Raw genomic sequence first — 16,821 nt, 5'->3', positions numbered from 1 at the left:
ATTTTGCGATTATACAAAAAAAGGCTAAATTTAGCCAAAATTTAGGCGCTATAATCGCTATCAAGGGCGATTAAAATTTCATAATCGCTAAATTTAGCGCTGACTTCTTTGATGATATTTTGGTGGATTTGCTCGCGGTTAATCGCGTCAAAATCAATAATCACATCAAAACTGATGATTTTTTCGGTCAAATTTGCGTGAAATCCGTGCATTTGCAAAATTTTTTCATCGCTAAAAACTATTTTTTGAATTTCACTATAAATTTTAGCGGTTTTTTTGTCTTTTAAATTTAGCGCATAAATGCCCACAGTATCGATAACCACGCTAAATTTGGCGAAAATTTCACTCTGAATTTTTCGCGTGAGTGTATCTATGCTAGCCGCGCTCATATCCTCGCTAACTTCGATATGCACAGAGCCCAGCATTTTATCAGGGCCATAGTCATGAAACATCAAATCATACGCACCAAGCACGCCGTCGATTTTTTTGATTTCAGTGTAAATTTGCTTTGCAATCTCGATATTTAGGGGGCTTCCTAAAATTTTATTGATAGTGTCTTTTAAAATTTCGGCAGCTGTTTTGATAAGCAATAGCGAAATAATCACGCCCAAATACGCCTCCAAAGCCACGCCGAAAAATATAAAAATAAACGCCGCCACTAGCGTCGAAAACGACACTAGCGCGTCAAATTTCGCGTCAATTCCACTTGCGATTAGCGAGTCAGAATTTGCCCTGACGCCCATTTTTTGGGTATATGAGCCAAGCACGATTTTTACCACGACCGCAACTGCAATCAAAAATAGCGAAACGCCGTCGTAATCTGGCGTGAGCGGAGCAAAAATCTTGCGCACACAGCTAATAAGCGCCGCAAACCCCGCATATAGGATAATCACGCCGATACTTAGAGCCGTGAGATACTCGATCCTGCCATGCCCGTAGGGGTGCTCTTTGTCTGGCTTTTTGCCAGCAAGTTTAAGCCCTACAATCGTAATGACCGAGCTTAGCACATCGCTTAGATTGTTTATGGCGTCAATTACGATAGCAATGGAGTTTGTAAAAAACCCAATCGCCCCCTTAAACAGCGCCAAAATCACATTTGTAAGAATTCCAACTAGCCCTGTGCGAACGATGATTTTATCGCGTGGAACGACCTTTTCTGGGATTTGCATAGATTTCCTTTTTGTAATTTAAAAGGCGCGATTTTATCAAAATAAAGCTTAATTTGATAATAAAGGAGAGAATTTATCGCGCCAAATTTGAAGTAAAATTTAGCGCGAAAGTGTTTGAAAGAAAGTTTTTATTCCTTGACTATGCCGTCTTTTGCATAGGCTTGGACATAGCGAAGAAGCCTTGCTTTTTCGTCATCGTCGATTTTAGCAAAAAGCTGCATCGCTGTAATCAGCGCGTCCCACTCGATCATTAAATGCTCTTTTGGCTTGTGTGCGGCGTGGCACGAACTGCAAGTATCGTAATATAGCATTTCTACCTCTTCCCACGCTTCAAGCGGATCTGAGCCAAGCTTCGTGCTATCTACCAAAAACTGCGCCTTTGGCGTAGCCTTTTGCTCCTTCATTTTGAAAAATACCACAAGCGGATCTTTTTTAAGAGCCAAAATTTTATCATCATTCTCGCTTACTTCGCCACTAATTTCGACAAGGGCGAATTTTCCGTCATCTTTGATGATTTCCACTGGCGTTCCTTCTAAAATTTCGCCAACCACGCTTTTAGTATTTGGATCAATCAAATCGGTTTTGATATCCGCGATAAATTTCGTCTCGCCAAACGCCAAATTTAGCAAAATCGCCATAAATACAACTATTTTTTTCATCTTAGCCCTCGATTACTTTTGGTTCGCTTATGCCTTTGTATGGGGCGACATCTACTTTTTTAATCGCTACTAGGCAAGTATTTGCAGAAGTAGCCTGCGCCATTTGTGAAGTAGGAATTGAGGTTGTCAGCACATTTATGTGTCCTGCTTGGTCTCTGCCCTCTTCGTCTGGATCATACCACGCGCCCTCGCAAAGTGCTACTACGCCTTTCATTATGGATTTGCTTACGATTACGCCAGCTAGAACCCTACCGCGATCATTGTAAATCTCAACCGTATCGCCGTCTTTGACACCAAGTGCGCTCGCGTCTTCGTCGTTTATGGTTACAGGCTCTCTGTTGCCGACTTTGCAAATTTTGCGTATAAAATCGGAGTTATCCAAATTTGAGTGAATTCTATATGCTGGGTGCGGACTTAAAATATGAAATGGAAATTTCGCTACAAGCTCTTTGTTTCCTAGCCACTCGCTAGGTTCGAACCACATAGGGTGCGCCTTAAAATCAGGCAGATTATAACTTGCAAATTTATCTGAATAAATTTGAATTTTGCCTGTTTCGGTAGAGAGTTTGTTTTTTACCGGATCTGCTCTAAATGCGCCAAGTCGCACGAATTTTCGTGCCTCTTCGCCAGGCTCGAAATGCACAAATCCCTTTTCCCAGAACTCATCAAAACTCATATAATTTGGACAATCGCTACGCTCATAAAGTCCCCTTATTTGCTCCATTTTATCTTTGCCACCGGTAAATTGTCGCCACGCTTTTTCAGAAACTAGCTTTGCCATATCGGCGAAAATGTCATAGTCGTTTCTAGCTTCAAATGGCGGTTCAAAGACCTTTTTGAGCGCATAAACATAGTCTTGTGAATACGATCCGCCATAAGCTATATCATCTCTTTCGAGCTGTGTGGTTGTCGGCAAAACAATATCCGCCCACTTGCTCATCGGCGTCCAAAACGGCTCTTGGGAAATGATAGTCTCAACCTTGGCTAGTGCTTTTAAAACCTCGTTTGTATCTGGGTGATGACCTAGGATATTCGTTCCTACTGCATAAAGGACTTTGACATGTGGAAGTTTGATCTTTTCGCCTCTGAAATTTATCTCTTTTCCCGGGTTTAAAAGCGCTTCATTTACCCTTGAAGCAGGGATTATCAAATCAACCTTGTTTTTGCCTTGTGAAATTCCGCCAGGCATTTTCACGCCACTTCTAGCTTGTGAGTTACCGTTGTAATGCAATGCAAAACCAAATCCACCACCAGGAAGCCCGACTTGACCTATCATACAAGCCAAAACTATCATCGCCCACTGCATTTGTTCGCCATGCTGCGCCCTTTGAAGCGACCAACTTCCAGCTAGTAGCGTTCTATCGCTTACAAATAAATCGGCTAAATTTTTTATATCTTCTTCGCTCACGCCTGTAATACCAGCCGCCCAAGCAGGGGTTTTTTCGATTTTGTCTTCACTTTGTCCTAGCAAATATGGCAAAAATTTATCGAAACCATAAGTATATTTTTCGATAAATTCTTTATCATATTTTCCACTAGTGTATAGATAGTGCATCATACCAAGCATTAGCGCGACATCGGTATTTGGGCGGATTTTAATCCACTGTGCGCCGAATTTTTGCGCGATTTGAGTGTATTGTGGATCAATCGCGATAAATTTAATGCCTGATTTGGCGTATTTTTCATACCACGCCACATTTGCGTGGTTTGCGATACGATAATCGATTTGATTGCATTTTAAAATATCCGCACCCCAAAGCACATAGGTTTTTGTATTTTCTAAAATCACTTCGTGCGTAGTTTGCAATGCAAAAACTTCCAAATCGCCCGTAATCGAGCCATTTACCCTACTTGCAGCACCTACGCTATAATCCCCACTCGTAATCGCCGCACCGCCAAAAGCGATATTAAAAAACCTGCCAGGAAGCGGGACGGTATTGTGCAAAATACCTGGGTGGCTCCACCCGTCATAACTAGCATTAAAAATTTCTTCTGGTTTTACGGCTTTTAATTTTTCTAGCACAAGCTCGTAAGCCTTCTCCCAGCTAACTCGCACAAATTCCTCTTTGCCACGAAGCTCGGGAGTGTTTTTGCCCTCCAAAAAGCTTTTTCGCACGCAAGGATACTTTACGCGGTTTTTCATATTTCTATCGATTAAGCCCTCGATACCTGGGAATTTAGGATCTTTGTTTGATTCTTGCGGACGGATTGAGACGACCTTGCCACTCTCGTCTAAATCCGCATAAAACGCGCCATACCCACTAGCGTGAGCGACGCTTTTAGCAGGTTTTGTCTCTGCGCTAAATGACGCCGTAGCAGCCATGCTAGCCACCACAGCCGATGATTGCAAAAATTTGCGCCTAGAAGTTGAAATTTGATCTTTCATACTTGCCCCCTATCGTTAGGAATTTTGGAATTTCAAAAATTATACAACTTTGATAAAATGAAATCAAATATCAACTAACGATAGAGTGCATATAAAAAAACGATATGGAATTTATAATTTCATATCGCGTAGATACTGCTCGATATTTGGGACATTATCCTTCCTGCAAATCATTGTAGTTGGGATATTTGCCTGTTTTTTGGAAAGAATTTTCAAATTTAGCTTTTTATCGTATCCAAGCTTTTCGATTATGCTCAGTGGCAGTATCGTCTGCCCAATCCCAGCCTCCACACAGCCTAAAATCGTCTCATAACTAGCAAATTCGAAAATTTTAGCCTCTATTTTGCGAGATTGCAGATATTTCATCGCAAAATCATTATAAGCACACCCCTTACGATATGCCAAAAACACCATATTTTCGCTCGTTTGCTTTGGACTTGCGATGACCATTGTCTCATCGAAAATATTTAGCGTCATTAAATCTTTATGCTCTACTATTCCGCTTACAAAGGCAATATCAGCCTTGTAATCAAGTAGCCATTTAAGGCACCCAGCAGTCGTATTTGTGGTAAGCTCTAACGAAGCACCCTTAAAGTCATTATAAAGCCTTAGCAAAAACGGCACCACGCGCACCGCAGCATTTGCTTCTGTGGAGACTACGCGCAGGCTTAATTCTTTGGATTTTTTAATCTCCTTGTTTAGCCGCTCGATTTTGCTTACAATCTCACATGCCCTAGGATAGAGCATTTCGCCCTCTTTGGTAAGCAAAACGCCTTGCGGAACTCTGTGAAAAAGCTTAAAGCCAAGATCGTTTTCTAGCTGTTTGATACGAGCTGTGATGTTTGATTGAGCCTGTTTTAGCTTTTTTGCGCCTAGTGTTACGCTTCGCTCACCAGCGACTGCGACAAAAACTTTTAATAAATTTGAATCCATTTTTATCTCCAAATTTAAGAAATTTTATGAAATTTATGATTTTTGCTTTGCTCTAATAGCCGTTATCGTCTCGCCTCCGATTGCGTAGTTATCGGTGCTAAGCTCATCGATGATAACGACGCAGGTTTTCTCGCCACGACCGACAACCCTCACAAAAGCGTCTGTTAGCGCGCGGACTAAATCCCCTTTTTGCTCCACGCTCAAACCGCCGTCCTCGATAGTCATTTTGACATTGATAAGTGGCATTTTTGCTCCTTTTTTAAAAATTTTATCACCCCTAGACTAAGTGCGCTAAGTCCCACAAAAATCGCGGTTAAAACTAGCGCCCTATCGTAGCTTTGATAGATATTAAAGATTTTAGCACAATACAACGGCGCGATTATCGTTCCTATGGCATACGCAGCCGTTAGCGCACTCATAATCGGTGCCGATGATTTGGGCGCTAGACTCGCCCCATAGCTCATAAATAGCGCAGTTAGCCCCATCATCGTGTTTCCATATATAGCACCGCTTAATAAATTTAAGATTAAATTTTGGCTAAACACTGGGATTAAAATCCCTAAAATTTGTAGCAAAAGCGAGGCTATCATCATCTCTACTCCGCCAAATCTCCGCCCCAAATTCACCCACACAAACGGCCCAAACATCGCGAAAACGCCCACCAAATACCACGCATAAGTGCCCATATTTTCTAGCCCTTTTACACGGTTTATGATATCGGGCAAAAAGCTAGCCTGCACCACAAATCCCATGCCCTCCAAAAAATATGCGAAGATTAAAATTTTCAAAATTAGCAAATTTGGCAATTTTTCGCTTTTTGCGACCAAAAATTTGGCGTTTTTACCACGCCTAGGCGTGAGTGTATTTAGCGCGAAAATGCTTAAAGGAAGCGAAAAAACTATCAAAAAAACCCACGCGATTTTCCAGTGAAAAAACACAAGAGCTAAATTTCCCACAAGCGAGGTTAGCACGATAGAAATACCAGCCGCACCAAAATAAAACGCCATAGCCTGTTTGTTATGAGATAGCAGGTCAAAGACAAATGACGAACCCACGCCCATAACCAGCGCCGAACCCACTCCTGCGGCCACTCTCGCGCCAAACCAAAGGTAGTAATTTTCGCTAAATGCTAAAATAATTGTCGTAAAAATGCTTAGAAAAAGTGCTAGTTTAAAAAGCAAAATTTTAAACTCTCCCCCGCGCACAAAGACCGTGGCAAAGGAGCCTACGAAGTATCCAGTGTAGTTTGCAAAGGCTAGAATTCCAGCCCGTTCTACGCTTAAAAAATCACCTAGCATTGGTGGCAAAAGTGCTGTAAAAGCAAATCGCGCCGTGCCGATAGCCACGATAAAAGCGCAAATTCCAGCTAGTAAAATTTTAATATCGTTAAATTTCATATATTTTCTTAAATTTGGATTTTTGCGAGATTGTATCAATAAAAACGATTTAAAGTCAAATATGAAATAACGATTTGTGATATATGAAATTTATATACCAAACGGCAAAAATTCGCCGTTTGGTAGGTGAAATTTGAAATTTAAGCCTGTGGTTGAATCGCTGAATTATCAGCCAAATTCTCCCTATCAACCTCTTCGATTTTTTCCCACAGCGCGCGCGCAGCCTGCTCGTAGCGTTTCGCGCTCACAGAATCTGGCGCATAAAAGCTAATTGGCTTGCCATTATCGCCGCCCTCGCGGATTGCGATTTCGATTGGGATTTCGCCGATGACTTTGGTATTGTAAGCACTAGCTAGCTTTTGCGCACCGCCACGACCGAAAATATCGTATTCTTTGCCATTATCAGGGCAGATAAATCCGCTCATATTCTCAATGATTCCAGCCACCGGGATATGGAGCTTCTCAAACATATCAAGCCCCCTAGCGCCGTCATCTAAGGCTACGGTTTGAGGCGTGGTTACGCACACACCAGCTGTTACTGGCACGCTTTGGGCAAGCGTAATTTGCGCATCGCCAGTTCCAGGTGGCATATCGATGAAAAGCACATCTAAATCACTCCACGCGACATCTTTTAGAAGCTGTTCGATTGCCTTCATTATCATTGCCCCACGCCACATTAGCCCCTGACCTGCTTCGATTAGCACGCCCATACTCATCATTTCGATTCCGTGGCTTTCGATTGGCTTTAATCTCTGTCCAATTACGCTAGCTTGGGTGTTTTCTTCGCCTAGCATGCGTGGCATGTTTGGACCATAAATATCAGCGTCTAGCACGCCTACTTTTTTACCAAGTTTTGCGAGCGAAATCGCCAAATTTAGGGTTGTTGTGGATTTGCCAACGCCACCTTTGCCTGAGCTAATCATCACAAAATGTTTGATTTGTGGGGCGATATTTTTACCAGAGCGCGAATTGCTCTGCTCGGGGGCTAGTTTTGGTGTTTTAATCGAAATTTGCGCAGTTGGGATTAAATTTAAAATTTCAGCCTTAATCTGCATTGAAATTTCGCTTTTTTGGCTTGGGATTTCGATATCTATCACAGGATTTTCGCCCTCACTCACGCTTTTTACAAAGCCAAAATCAACGATAGATTTCGAAAACCCCGGATAAATCACGCCTCGAAGCGCGTTTAAAATTTCGTCTTTACTCATTTTTCCTCTTTCTTTGAAATTTGATAAAAGGCGCATTATATTTAAAAAGTTTGAAATTTTTTTTAAATTTAGCCGTTTAAAAAGCCTGTTACTTTGGCGCAAAATTTAAGCGGGAAAATGCGAGTCAAAAGGTTCGCTAGAAGCATAAACCTGCCGTCATACACTAGCGTTTTGCCACTCATCATCGCCTCAAACCCTCGCCTTGCCACGGCGCCAGCGTCATCTGAACGCGCAAAAATTTTAGCGTTTTTTACATTTGCCCTTTCGCCAAAATTTGTAGCCACAGGACCCGGGCAAAACGCCGTAACGCTGATATTTTGCGCGCGAAGCTCTTCGCCTAGGGCTACGCTGAAATTTCGCACAAATGCCTTGCTTGCGTAATACACGCTCATTTTTGGACCCGCTGTGAGCGAGGCAGCAGAGGCGATATTTAGGATTTTTCCGCCATTTTGCTCAATCATTAAATTTGCGAAATAGTGCGTTAAATTTAGCAAACTAGCGATATTTACTTGCACCATTTCAAGCTGTTTTTTTAGATTACTTTTAGTAAATTCATCATGGTCGCCAAAACCTGCGTTGTTGATTAAAATATCGATTTTTAGGGAATTTTCACGGACAAATTCGCAAATTTTATCCGCGCTAATATTTTGCGATAAATCCGCCCCAAAGATAAAAACTCTCACGCCAAATTTAGCTTCAAGCTCGTTTTTTAGGGCGTTTAGCGCGTCAGTATTTCGCGCTGTGATAACCAAATCATATCCGCCCTCAGCACAAATCCGCGCAAACTCGCGCCCCAAACCGCTACTAGCTCCCGTAATTAAGGCAGTTTTATTCATTTATTCTCTTTTGGAAAGTGTTCGCAATTTTGCTCTGCGATTTGCTTTGAAATCTTGTAAGCGCAAAATTTTGGTCCGCACATTGAGCAAAATTCTGCATTTTTGAAGCCCTCATCAGGCAGGCTCTCGTCGTGATATTCGCGCGCACGCTCAGGATCAAGGGAGAGCTCAAACTGCTTGTTCCAGTCAAATTTATATCTAGCGTCGCTCATAGCGTGATCTCGCTCGATCGCTCCTTTTTTGCCAAGAGCGACATCTGCGGCGTGGGCTGCGATTTTATGGGCTATTATGCCCTCTCTGACATCTTTTGCGTTTGGCAAACCCAAATGCTCTTTTGGCGTAACATAGCAAAGCATGCTAGCCCCGTGAAACGCTGCCATCGTCCCGCCAATCGCACTTGTGATATGATCATACCCTGCGCCGATGTCTGTGGGAAGTGGTCCAAGTATGTAAAACGGAGCGTCGTTACAAAGTCTTTGCTCTTCTTTCATATTAAATTCAATCTGATTAAACGGCACATGACCGGGACCTTCAATCATAACTTGAACATTTTTTGCATTTGCTCTAATTGCAAGTTTGCCAAGCTCGGCTAGTTCGCTCATTTGGGCTTCGTCTGTGGCGTCATACAAGCAGCCGGGCCTTAAACTATCGCCCAGTGAGAGCGAAACATCGTATCTCGCGCAAATATCGCAAATGGCGTCAAAATTTTCGTAAAACGGATTTTCTTTATGGTGTTTCATCATCCAGCTCGCCATTAATGAGCCGCCCCTGCTTACGATTCCCATTTTGCGTTTGGCAACAAGCGGCATAAATTTAAGCAAAAATCCAGCGTGAATAGTGAAATAATCAACGCCTTGCTTAGCCTGTTTTTCGATACAATCAAGCATAATTTGTGGCGTTAGGTTGTCTAAATCCTTAATGTCATGGATAATTTGATAAATCGGCACCGTGCCGATTGGAACGGTTGAATTTGCGATGATTGCACGGCGAATTTCGTCCAAATCCCCGCCCGTGCTTAGATCCATGACGGTGTCTGCGCCGTATTTTATCGAAAGGCGCAATTTTTCGATCTCTTCATCTATGCCGCTACTAAGACTAGAAGAGCCGATATTTGCGTTGATTTTGCATTTTAGTGCCCTGCCAATGCCCATAGGAACTAGGTTTTTGTGATTTATGTTAGCTGGGATTATGAGTTTTCCCTGTGCGATTTGAGAGCGGATAAATTCGGCTTCCAAACACTCTGTTTTTGCGACAGCCTCCATTTGTGGGGTGATAACACCATTTTTAGCGTAAAAAAGTTGAGTTGGGGTTGCGCAGTCTTTTAAATTTGGGGTTTGCATTTTTGACCTTTCATGCGAAAATTTGTGAAATTTGATAGAATTTTACTACAAAAAAGCAAAATTTAAATCTTTTTTGCGTGTTTAAATTCGTAACACCGCTTGGCAAAATTTGCAAAATTTAGCCAAAATTTCACTATTTTTTAAATTTAATATGTATAATTTCGTAACATTTTTAAAATTTTAGGAAATCAAATGTCTGAAATATCACTCGTTTTACTCGCCGCTGGGGATTCTACGCGCTTTGCTAGCCCCGTAAAAAAGCAGTGGCTTCGCATAGGCGATGATCCGCTGTGGCTACATGTCGCCAAAGATCTCGCAAAAAAGGCAAATTTCGCAAAAATCATAATCGTAGCTAATCCGCAAGATTTAAAATACATGCGCTCATTTTGCGATGAATTCGAATTTGTCTCCGGTGGCGATATGCGCCAAAAATCGCTTAAAAATGCCCTTGAAATGGTGCAAAGCGAGTTTGTTTTAGTAAGCGATGTAGCGCGGGCTAGTATTTCTCAAAATCTCATAAACTCGCTACTTGAAAATTTGGGCAAATTTGACTGCGTAAGCCCATATTTAGGCGTAAATGACACGGCGTATTTGGGCGAGCGCGAGATAGCGCGCGATGAGATTAAACTAATCCAAACCCCACAACTCTCGCGCACAAATTTGTTAAAAAAAGCCTTGCAAAGCGAGCAAATTTTCACAGACGATAGCTTAGCCATAAAAAGCGTAGGCGGGAGCCTTGGCTTTGTAAAGGGTGAAATTTCGGCTAGAAAAATCACGCGAATTTGCGATTTAGAAAATTTTGATTTTCCTAGCGTTTGCACGGAGACATTTTGCGGAAACGGCTTTGATGTGCATGCGCTAGAAGCTGGCTCGTTTATCACGCTTTGTGGCGTAAAAATACCTTGCGAGTATTCGCTCATCGCTCACAGCGACGGCGATGTGGCGATTCACGCGTTAATTGATGCAATGTGCGGGGCAGCTGGGATTGGCGATATTGGCGAACTTTTCCCTGATACAGACGAGGCTTACAAAGGGATTGATTCGAAAATTTTGTTACGAAAAGTAACAGATAAAATTCACCGCTATGGCTTTGAAATCGTAAATGCAGACATTACCATAATGGCGCAAAAGCCCAAACTAAGCCCATACAAAGAGCAAATGCGAAAAGCTTTGTGCGAAATTTTAGGCACAAAAAAGGTAAATGTCAAAGCGACCACAACCGAAAAACTAGGCTTTGTAGGGCGAAGCGAGGGCATTGCGGTGATTGCGAGTGTGAATTTAAAGTATTTTGACTGGAAAAAACTGCTTATCAAGGATTAGTTTTGAAAATCTTAATCGCCGAAAAGGAAAGCTACCTGGCAAACTCACTTAGCCTAAAACTAAGCGCGCTAAACCACCAATGCACCGTGGTTTCCACCCTGCCACTAGCCCTGAACGCTGGGGAATTCGACGCTGTTTTGCTCTCATCATCATGGGGGAGTGGCGATTTGCTAAGCGTGATTGCGCGCCACAAAAACGCAATCGTGATAATGCTAGTCTCATACATCAGCAACGACACGGTTACAGCGCCCATAAATGCGGGCGCGACGGATTATATTTTAAAGCCGTTTATGATAGAAGATCTCATCAAAAAGCTCGATCACTACGCGTATTTTAAGCAAATTTTGCGTGAAAAAGAGCGAAATGACGAACTCTTGCGCGCGCTAAAAGAAATTTACGACACACCAAAAATAAGCGCGCAAAAGCTTAAATTTCCGCTTTTTTTAAAGGGCTATGATGAAATTTCGCGCCTTTTATGCGCTCATCAAATCGCCCAAAATTTTGGCGCAAAAATCATAATCGCTAATGGCGAGAATTGCGAAAACTTAAAAATAAAAAACGAAATTTTATTCGTGCAAAAATTTGATAAAACATCGCCTGCCAAAAGAGCGCAAATTTTATCAAATTTTGCCGAAAAACGGCTAGTTTTGGAGGTTTGCTCTATGGAATTTAGCGAAAACTCAAATGAAATTTTACTCTCTCCATACTGCGCGAAAAACAAAATTTTAAGCCTGGAAGAGTATTTGAAATTTGCGATTTTAGCGCATCAGGGTGAGTATTTCGACTCTGAGCTCGCCTCGATTTTAGGGATTTCGCGAAAATCGCTTTGGGAAAAGAGAAAAAAATATGGTATCACGCGAAAAAAATAGCATTGAGATTTCAAAAAGCGAGCTTTGCGCCCTGCACCTTTTGAAATTTGGGGCATTTGGGGGCGAAGATAGGCTAAAAAACGGCAAAAATTTCGCCTTTGTAGCGGGGAAATTTAGAGCTGGCGCGGAAGTGAATTTGATCTGTGAAGGCGAAATTTGCGGAAAATTAAAAATTATTTCATCGCAAAAAATCACAGACGACGAAAAACAAAACTCTGTTTTTGAAAACAAACGCCCAGGAAATGAGGCGATTAGGGGCGAGCTTAGCCTAAATTCGCATATAATTGGTGATGAGTTTGCGGAATTTTTCGCGCGAAAATCAAGCTTCAAAAACCCCAGAATTTCAGCCTTTTTCACCATGGCAGATCCCTTGCACAGGGTGCATGAAAGATTACTTCGCCTGATGATAGACAAGGCTGATTTTGTGGTGATTTTTTTGGTAGGTTCGAGCAGAAGCGACGCATTTAGCGCAAATTTGCGAAAAAAAACCTTGGAGTTTTTGTGCGAAAATTTCCTTGTAAAAGGGCGGATTTTGCTCATAGATTTAAACGATTTTAGCGCGCTAAATAACCACTCCGACCCTACGCTTGAATGCGCCATAGCGCACAATCTTGGCATAAATAAGGTCGTCTTTGGGCAAAAACACAAGCATGTGGCGGGGTATTTCGACCACGGCGATATGCACTCTGTGCTGGATTTTTGCGATTACGAAAATTTCGAAATTTGGCTCATGCCAGAGTATGTGTATTGCAACAAATGCAAGGTTCTTTCTAGCGTGAAAAACTGCCCGCACGGCTCGCACCACCATGTGCATTATCACACGCGCAACCTCAAAGCCATGCTCTATGCTGGGATTTTGCCGCCTGCGCTTTTCATGCGAAAGGAGATTTCGGCGATGATTTTGGCCCAGCTTTTCCCTAATCGCTTCGCCGATTTGCAAGCCCTTTATGATGATTTGTTCCCTAACGACGGACTTATCGAGCCTAGGAGCGAAAGTGAATTTTACGAAGAGTTAATGAGGCTGTATCAAACCAGCGCGCTAAAAACTTGAAATTTGAAATTTAAAAGGAGAAAATTTGAATAAGCTATTTGTTACATTTTTTGGAAGTGGGCTTTTGCGACCTGCGCCTGGGACTTGGGGAAGCGTGGCAGGCTGGATTGTAGGGCTTGTGATTTTATCACTTGCGGGAGGAACGACGCTGTTTTTGTGCGCTGCTCTGGTTTTTGTAATCTCGCTAAAAATCATTGACGAATACGAAAAGCAGGTCGGCTCGCACGATAATAGTGAAATCGTAATCGACGAGGTCGTGGGCGTGTGGATCGCTATGAGCATCGGTGCTAGCGTGGGCGAAGTGTATGGGATAGATTTCGCGCAGATTATTTCTGGCTTTGAAGCTAGCAGGCTTTCGTGGCTTGCGATGATTTTATCCCTTGTGCTATTTAGGGTTTTTGATATATGGAAGCCATCTATCATAGGGCGCGCCGATCGCGATATCAAGGGCGGTCTGGGCGTGATGAGCGATGATATTTTGGCTGGATTTTTCGCTGGGCTTGGGGTTTTGATTATTTTTTCATTGATGATTAAATTTGGAATTGGAGGGCTGATTTTTTAATCAGCCTCTACCTACATTAAAGCGAGAATATTTTTTAAATGTCTCTAAATTATGGAAAGTTTTGCAAAGATTGCTTTTTTTGTTTATAGGATAAAGCTCCATAAAGTATAAATTTCCGTCGTGTTTGAGCGTGATATCTGCGCACATTTCCATATTTCCCTTAGATTTGACGCCCACGCCGTATTTGATAGGCTTGCCGACTACGACTTTCGCGTTTAAATCCTCGTCGCTAAACTGGCGCACGCTTGTCATGTTTTTAAGCTCTCTAAATTCGCCCTTAGCGTCATAATCGCTTTTGATATCCTTAAAAAACCTATCCAAATCCGTCACAGCAGAAGCCGCCAATGGTCCGTCTGTAAGAGATGTAAATTTCGGCCACACAACCTTAACGCCGAAAAAAATCACGACTATGATTAAAATCAGACTACCTAGTCCGCTACCGCCTGCTCCGCCTTTACTCATCTTTTCACTCCTTCATCGATGTTTTTTGAAATAGCCTCTATTTTGCTAGAAAACATATAATTTTCATAACTCTTTTGAATATATGCCTTCAAAAGCTCGCCCACATCTACATGCAAACCATCTCTTGCAATCTCGCGCCAGTCCCGCTCGAAGCTGAGTGCAAACTCATCTTCTAGGCTAATAGAATACTCTTTGCTCAAAGATTTGCTTGTAAATTTAACTGAAATTTCTCTCATTTTTAGTTGTCAAAATCATCTTTTGCAAAAATTTCATCTAGTTTTTTGCTAAGCTCCTCGTCGCTTAGTTTGCGATACTCGGCGTCCTCTTCTAGCGTGCCAAGCTGCATACTAATCGCCTCATTTTGCGCCTTGATACTAACTAGCTCTGCGCGCAATCTCGCATTTTCTTCCCTAGCCTCGCTGTATCTTCTGATAAGCTCCTCGACCTTTTGACCCAAACTCTCGACTTTTTTTTCTTCATCAAAGATTGATTCCATATTTGTCCTTTTTTAGATATAATTTAAAGTTTTTATTCTAACCAAATTTAGCTTTAAAATAAAGGAAAAATTTGCAAAATTTTAAAATATCATCAAAATTTACCCCAAGCGACGATCAAAAAAACGCGATAGAAAAAATCGTGCAGGGTATCAAAAACGGCGAAAAATATCAAACACTGCTCGGTGTTACCGGAAGCGGAAAAACCTTTACTATGGCAAATATCATCGCAAATTTGCAAATTCCAACTCTCATAATGACACACAACAAATCCCTTGCAGCGCAACTTTATAGCGAATTTAAGGGCTTTTTCCCGCAAAATCATGTCGAGTATTTTATCAGCTATTATGATTATTATCAGCCAGAAGCCTACATTCCGCGCCAAGACCTTTTTATCGAAAAAGATAGCTCCATAAATGATGAGTTAGAACGCCTTCGCCTCTCAGCCACGGCTAGTTTGCTAAGTTTTGACGATGTTATTACAATAGCTTCGGTTTCGGCAAACTACGGCTTGGGCGACCCTGCCGAATACAAAGGCATGGTGCTTCACCTTGAACTAGGGCAAAGTTTTTCTAGCAAATTTCTACTTCGCAAACTCGTCGATATGGGATATAAACGCAATGATAATTTTTTTGATCGTGGCGATTTCCGCGCTAACGGCGATACGATCGACATTTATCCGGCGTATTTTAACGACGAAGCCATAAGGCTAGAATTTTTTGGCGACGAGCTTGAAGCGATGTATCATTTCGATGTTTTGGAAAATAAAAAAACAAAAAGCGTGGCTAAATTTATCCTTTATCCCACAAGTCAGTTTATCGTCGGCGAAAACCGCCTAAAAACGGCGATTAAAGGCATTGAAGAAGAGCTTGGTGAGAGATTAAAATTTTTTGAAAATGAAAACAGGCTCGTCGAAGCCCAGCGCCTAAAACAGCGGGTCGAATTTGACCTTGAAATGATGAGTGCAACGGGCATTTGCAAAGGGATCGAAAACTACGCGCGCTACTTGACGGGGCAAAACGCCGGAGAGACGCCGTATTCGCTATTTGATTACTACGAGAGCAAGGGGCAAGACTACCTAGTTATCGTCGATGAAAGCCATGTGAGCTTGCCGCAGTTTCGCGGTATGTTCGCAGGCGATCGAAGTCGCAAAGAAACGCTCGTAGAATACGGCTTTCGCCTGCCTAGTGCGCTTGATAACCGCCCTTTGATGTTTGATGAATTTATCAGCAAAAAAGGCAAATTTTTATTCGTTTCAGCCACGCCAAATGAATACGAAGTGAATTTAAGCGGCGGAAAGGTTGTGGAGCAAATTTTGCGTCCGACAGGGCTTTTAGACCCCGAAATTCTCATAAAAGATAGCGACAATCAAGTCGAAATCCTGCACGATATGGCAAAAAAAGTAATAGAGCGAAACGAGAGAATTTTAGTAACCGTGCTAACAAAAAAAATGGCAGAAGAGCTTAGCAAATACTACCTTGAACTAGGAATTAAAGTAAAATACATGCATTCAGACATCGACGCAATAGAGCGAAATGAGCTAATCAGAGGGCTAAGATCAGGCGAATTTGATATGTTAATCGGTATAAATTTGCTCCGTGAGGGCTTGGATTTGCCGGAAGTTAGTTTGATTGCGATTTTTGACGCCGATAAAGAGGGCTTTTTGCGCTCTGAAACTAGCCTTATTCAGACTATGGGACGGGCTGCTAGGAATTTAAACGGGCAGGTTGTGATGTTTTGCAAAAAAATCACCCGCTCAATGCAAAGTGCTATCGATATAACCACGGCTAGACGCAAATTCCAAGATGAATACAACCGCGCTCACGGCATAACGCCACACTCGGCAAGTCGCAACATAGAAGAAAGCCTAAAAATTGATGATGGGGCTGAAATTTTAACCAAAGCGAAAAAGTTAGAAAAAATGCCAGCCGCCGAGAGAGCCAAAATCATAAAAGAGCTAAGAAAGCAAATGCTAGAAGCCGCTGCTGCGCTGGAATTCGAAAAAGCTGCTGCGTTAAGAGATGAAATAGCGAAAATGAAAAAACTCTAAATTTGGGCTAAATTTGAGACCATAAAATAAACTCTGACAAATCCAAATTTAAAGCCCATAATTCTCAAACAAAAGTGATTTGTCA

General features: G+C 42.1%; 17 protein-coding genes. 5 read left to right on the top strand and 12 right to left on the bottom strand.

The window, feature by feature from the left end; genetic code table 11:
* Nucleotides 1-41 precede the first annotated feature (41 nt).
* The 9 genes from PF027_RS01575 to thiC form a co-directional block, all read right to left on the bottom strand.
* Nucleotides 42-1,169: a cation diffusion facilitator family transporter gene (locus PF027_RS01575; RefSeq protein WP_270872204.1), complete on the bottom strand. Its 1,128-nt coding sequence runs from the start codon at nt 1,167-1,169 to the stop codon at nt 42-44.
* Nucleotides 1,170-1,297: 128 nt separating this feature from the next.
* Complete coding sequence (locus PF027_RS01570; protein ID WP_270872203.1) at nt 1,298-1,828, bottom strand: hypothetical protein; 531 nt, start codon at nt 1,826-1,828, stop codon at nt 1,298-1,300.
* 1 nt (nt 1,829) lies between these two features.
* The gene (locus PF027_RS01565; RefSeq protein WP_442867884.1) at nt 1,830-4,202 is read right to left on the bottom strand and encodes a molybdopterin-dependent oxidoreductase; all 2,373 of its coding nucleotides are present in this window, start codon (nt 4,200-4,202) and stop codon (nt 1,830-1,832) included.
* Between the two features lie 123 nt (nt 4,203-4,325).
* Nucleotides 4,326-5,147 carry a LysR family transcriptional regulator gene (locus tag PF027_RS01560; RefSeq protein ID WP_270866733.1) on the bottom strand — a complete coding sequence of 274 codons (822 nt, stop codon included), beginning with the start codon at nt 5,145-5,147 and terminating at the stop codon, nt 4,326-4,328.
* A 33-nt stretch (nt 5,148-5,180) separates the two neighbouring features.
* The gene (locus PF027_RS01555) at nt 5,181-5,393 is read right to left on the bottom strand and encodes a tautomerase family protein (RefSeq protein ID WP_270872201.1); all 213 of its coding nucleotides are present in this window, start codon (nt 5,391-5,393) and stop codon (nt 5,181-5,183) included.
* The gene (locus tag PF027_RS01550) at nt 5,369-6,544 is read right to left on the bottom strand and encodes a YbfB/YjiJ family MFS transporter (protein ID WP_270870943.1); all 1,176 of its coding nucleotides are present in this window, start codon (nt 6,542-6,544) and stop codon (nt 5,369-5,371) included. Before PF027_RS01550 ends, PF027_RS01555 begins: the two co-directional genes overlap by 25 nt.
* A gap of 140 nt (nt 6,545-6,684) precedes the next feature.
* Nucleotides 6,685-7,752, bottom strand: a complete 1,068-nt coding sequence (locus PF027_RS01545; RefSeq protein WP_270866730.1) for an Mrp/NBP35 family ATP-binding protein — start codon at nt 7,750-7,752, stop codon at nt 6,685-6,687.
* A gap of 68 nt (nt 7,753-7,820) precedes the next feature.
* Nucleotides 7,821-8,588, bottom strand: a complete 768-nt coding sequence (locus PF027_RS01540) for an SDR family NAD(P)-dependent oxidoreductase (protein WP_270870942.1) — start codon at nt 8,586-8,588, stop codon at nt 7,821-7,823.
* Nucleotides 8,585-9,928 carry a phosphomethylpyrimidine synthase ThiC gene (gene thiC / locus PF027_RS01535; protein ID WP_270870941.1) on the bottom strand — a complete coding sequence of 448 codons (1,344 nt, stop codon included), beginning with the start codon at nt 9,926-9,928 and terminating at the stop codon, nt 8,585-8,587. Before thiC ends, PF027_RS01540 begins: the two co-directional genes overlap by 4 nt.
* A gap of 192 nt (nt 9,929-10,120) precedes the next feature.
* On the opposite strand from thiC, the gene PF027_RS01530 reads away from it, so the two are divergent.
* The 4 genes from PF027_RS01530 to PF027_RS01515 are packed head-to-tail and all read left to right on the top strand — an operon-like array spanning nt 10,121 to nt 13,730.
* Nucleotides 10,121-11,248 (top strand): bifunctional 2-C-methyl-D-erythritol 4-phosphate cytidylyltransferase/2-C-methyl-D-erythritol 2,4-cyclodiphosphate synthase, encoded by a 1,128-nt coding sequence (locus PF027_RS01530; protein WP_270872200.1) that lies wholly within the window; start codon nt 10,121-10,123, stop codon nt 11,246-11,248.
* Nucleotides 11,249-11,250: 2 nt separating this feature from the next.
* Nucleotides 11,251-12,117 carry a hypothetical protein gene (locus tag PF027_RS01525; RefSeq protein WP_270872199.1) on the top strand — a complete coding sequence of 289 codons (867 nt, stop codon included), beginning with the start codon at nt 11,251-11,253 and terminating at the stop codon, nt 12,115-12,117.
* Nucleotides 12,095-13,168, top strand: a complete 1,074-nt coding sequence (locus PF027_RS01520) for a sulfate adenylyltransferase (RefSeq protein ID WP_270872198.1) — start codon at nt 12,095-12,097, stop codon at nt 13,166-13,168. The genes PF027_RS01525 and PF027_RS01520 overlap by 23 nt, the downstream gene beginning before the upstream one ends.
* Before the next feature lie 25 nt (nt 13,169-13,193).
* Nucleotides 13,194-13,730, top strand: a complete 537-nt coding sequence (locus PF027_RS01515) for a phosphatidylglycerophosphatase A family protein (protein ID WP_270872197.1) — start codon at nt 13,194-13,196, stop codon at nt 13,728-13,730.
* Here the strand turns inward: PF027_RS01515 and PF027_RS01510 are convergent, their stop codons facing one another.
* The 3 genes from PF027_RS01510 to PF027_RS01500 are packed head-to-tail and all read right to left on the bottom strand — an operon-like array spanning nt 13,731 to nt 14,688.
* On the bottom strand, nt 13,731-14,192 hold the full coding sequence (locus tag PF027_RS01510; protein ID WP_270858294.1) for a hypothetical protein: 462 nt from the start codon (nt 14,190-14,192) through the stop codon (nt 13,731-13,733).
* Entirely contained in the window at nt 14,189-14,428 is a 240-nt protein-coding gene (locus tag PF027_RS01505) for a hypothetical protein (protein WP_270866722.1), read from the bottom strand. The genes PF027_RS01510 and PF027_RS01505 overlap by 4 nt, the downstream gene beginning before the upstream one ends.
* 2 nt (nt 14,429-14,430) lie before the next feature.
* Nucleotides 14,431-14,688, bottom strand: a complete 258-nt coding sequence (locus tag PF027_RS01500; protein WP_270872196.1) for a hypothetical protein — start codon at nt 14,686-14,688, stop codon at nt 14,431-14,433.
* A 71-nt stretch (nt 14,689-14,759) separates the two neighbouring features.
* On the opposite strand from PF027_RS01500, the gene uvrB reads away from it, so the two are divergent.
* Nucleotides 14,760-16,736, top strand: coding sequence for an excinuclease ABC subunit UvrB (uvrB, locus tag PF027_RS01495; RefSeq protein ID WP_270872195.1), 1,977 nt, complete (start codon nt 14,760-14,762; stop codon nt 16,734-16,736).
* Nucleotides 16,737-16,821: the final 85 nt, after the last annotated feature.

Origin of the sequence: Campylobacter sp. VBCF_01 NA2, assembly GCF_027797205.1 — a bacterium.
In the GTDB taxonomy this organism is placed as follows: Bacteria; Campylobacterota; Campylobacteria; order Campylobacterales; family Campylobacteraceae; genus Campylobacter_B.
Note: the sequence above shows the minus strand (reverse complement) of the source record. Positions and strands in the feature narration are given on the sequence as shown.

Excerpts from the sequence above, each read along its gene's own strand:
- PF027_RS01575 (WP_270872204.1), bottom strand. The coding sequence starts at position 1,169 with ATGCAAATCCCAGAAAAGGTCGTTCCACGCGATAAAATCATCGTTCGC.
- PF027_RS01570 (WP_270872203.1), bottom strand. The coding sequence starts at position 1,828 with ATGAAAAAAATAGTTGTATTTATGGCGATTTTGCTAAATTTGGCGTTT.
- PF027_RS01560 (WP_270866733.1), bottom strand. The coding sequence starts at position 5,147 with ATGGATTCAAATTTATTAAAAGTTTTTGTCGCAGTCGCTGGTGAGCGA.
- PF027_RS01555 (WP_270872201.1), bottom strand. The coding sequence starts at position 5,393 with ATGCCACTTATCAATGTCAAAATGACTATCGAGGACGGCGGTTTGAGC.
- PF027_RS01550 (WP_270870943.1), bottom strand. The coding sequence starts at position 6,544 with ATGAAATTTAACGATATTAAAATTTTACTAGCTGGAATTTGCGCTTTT.
- PF027_RS01545 (WP_270866730.1), bottom strand. The coding sequence starts at position 7,752 with ATGAGTAAAGACGAAATTTTAAACGCGCTTCGAGGCGTGATTTATCCG.
- PF027_RS01540 (WP_270870942.1), bottom strand. The coding sequence starts at position 8,588 with ATGAATAAAACTGCCTTAATTACGGGAGCTAGTAGCGGTTTGGGGCGC.
- thiC (WP_270870941.1), bottom strand. The coding sequence starts at position 9,928 with ATGCAAACCCCAAATTTAAAAGACTGCGCAACCCCAACTCAACTTTTT.
- PF027_RS01530 (WP_270872200.1), top strand. The coding sequence starts at position 10,121 with ATGTCTGAAATATCACTCGTTTTACTCGCCGCTGGGGATTCTACGCGC.
- PF027_RS01520 (WP_270872198.1), top strand. The coding sequence starts at position 12,095 with ATGGTATCACGCGAAAAAAATAGCATTGAGATTTCAAAAAGCGAGCTT.
- PF027_RS01510 (WP_270858294.1), bottom strand. The coding sequence starts at position 14,192 with ATGAGTAAAGGCGGAGCAGGCGGTAGCGGACTAGGTAGTCTGATTTTA.
- PF027_RS01505 (WP_270866722.1), bottom strand. The coding sequence starts at position 14,428 with ATGAGAGAAATTTCAGTTAAATTTACAAGCAAATCTTTGAGCAAAGAG.
- PF027_RS01500 (WP_270872196.1), bottom strand. The coding sequence starts at position 14,688 with ATGGAATCAATCTTTGATGAAGAAAAAAAAGTCGAGAGTTTGGGTCAA.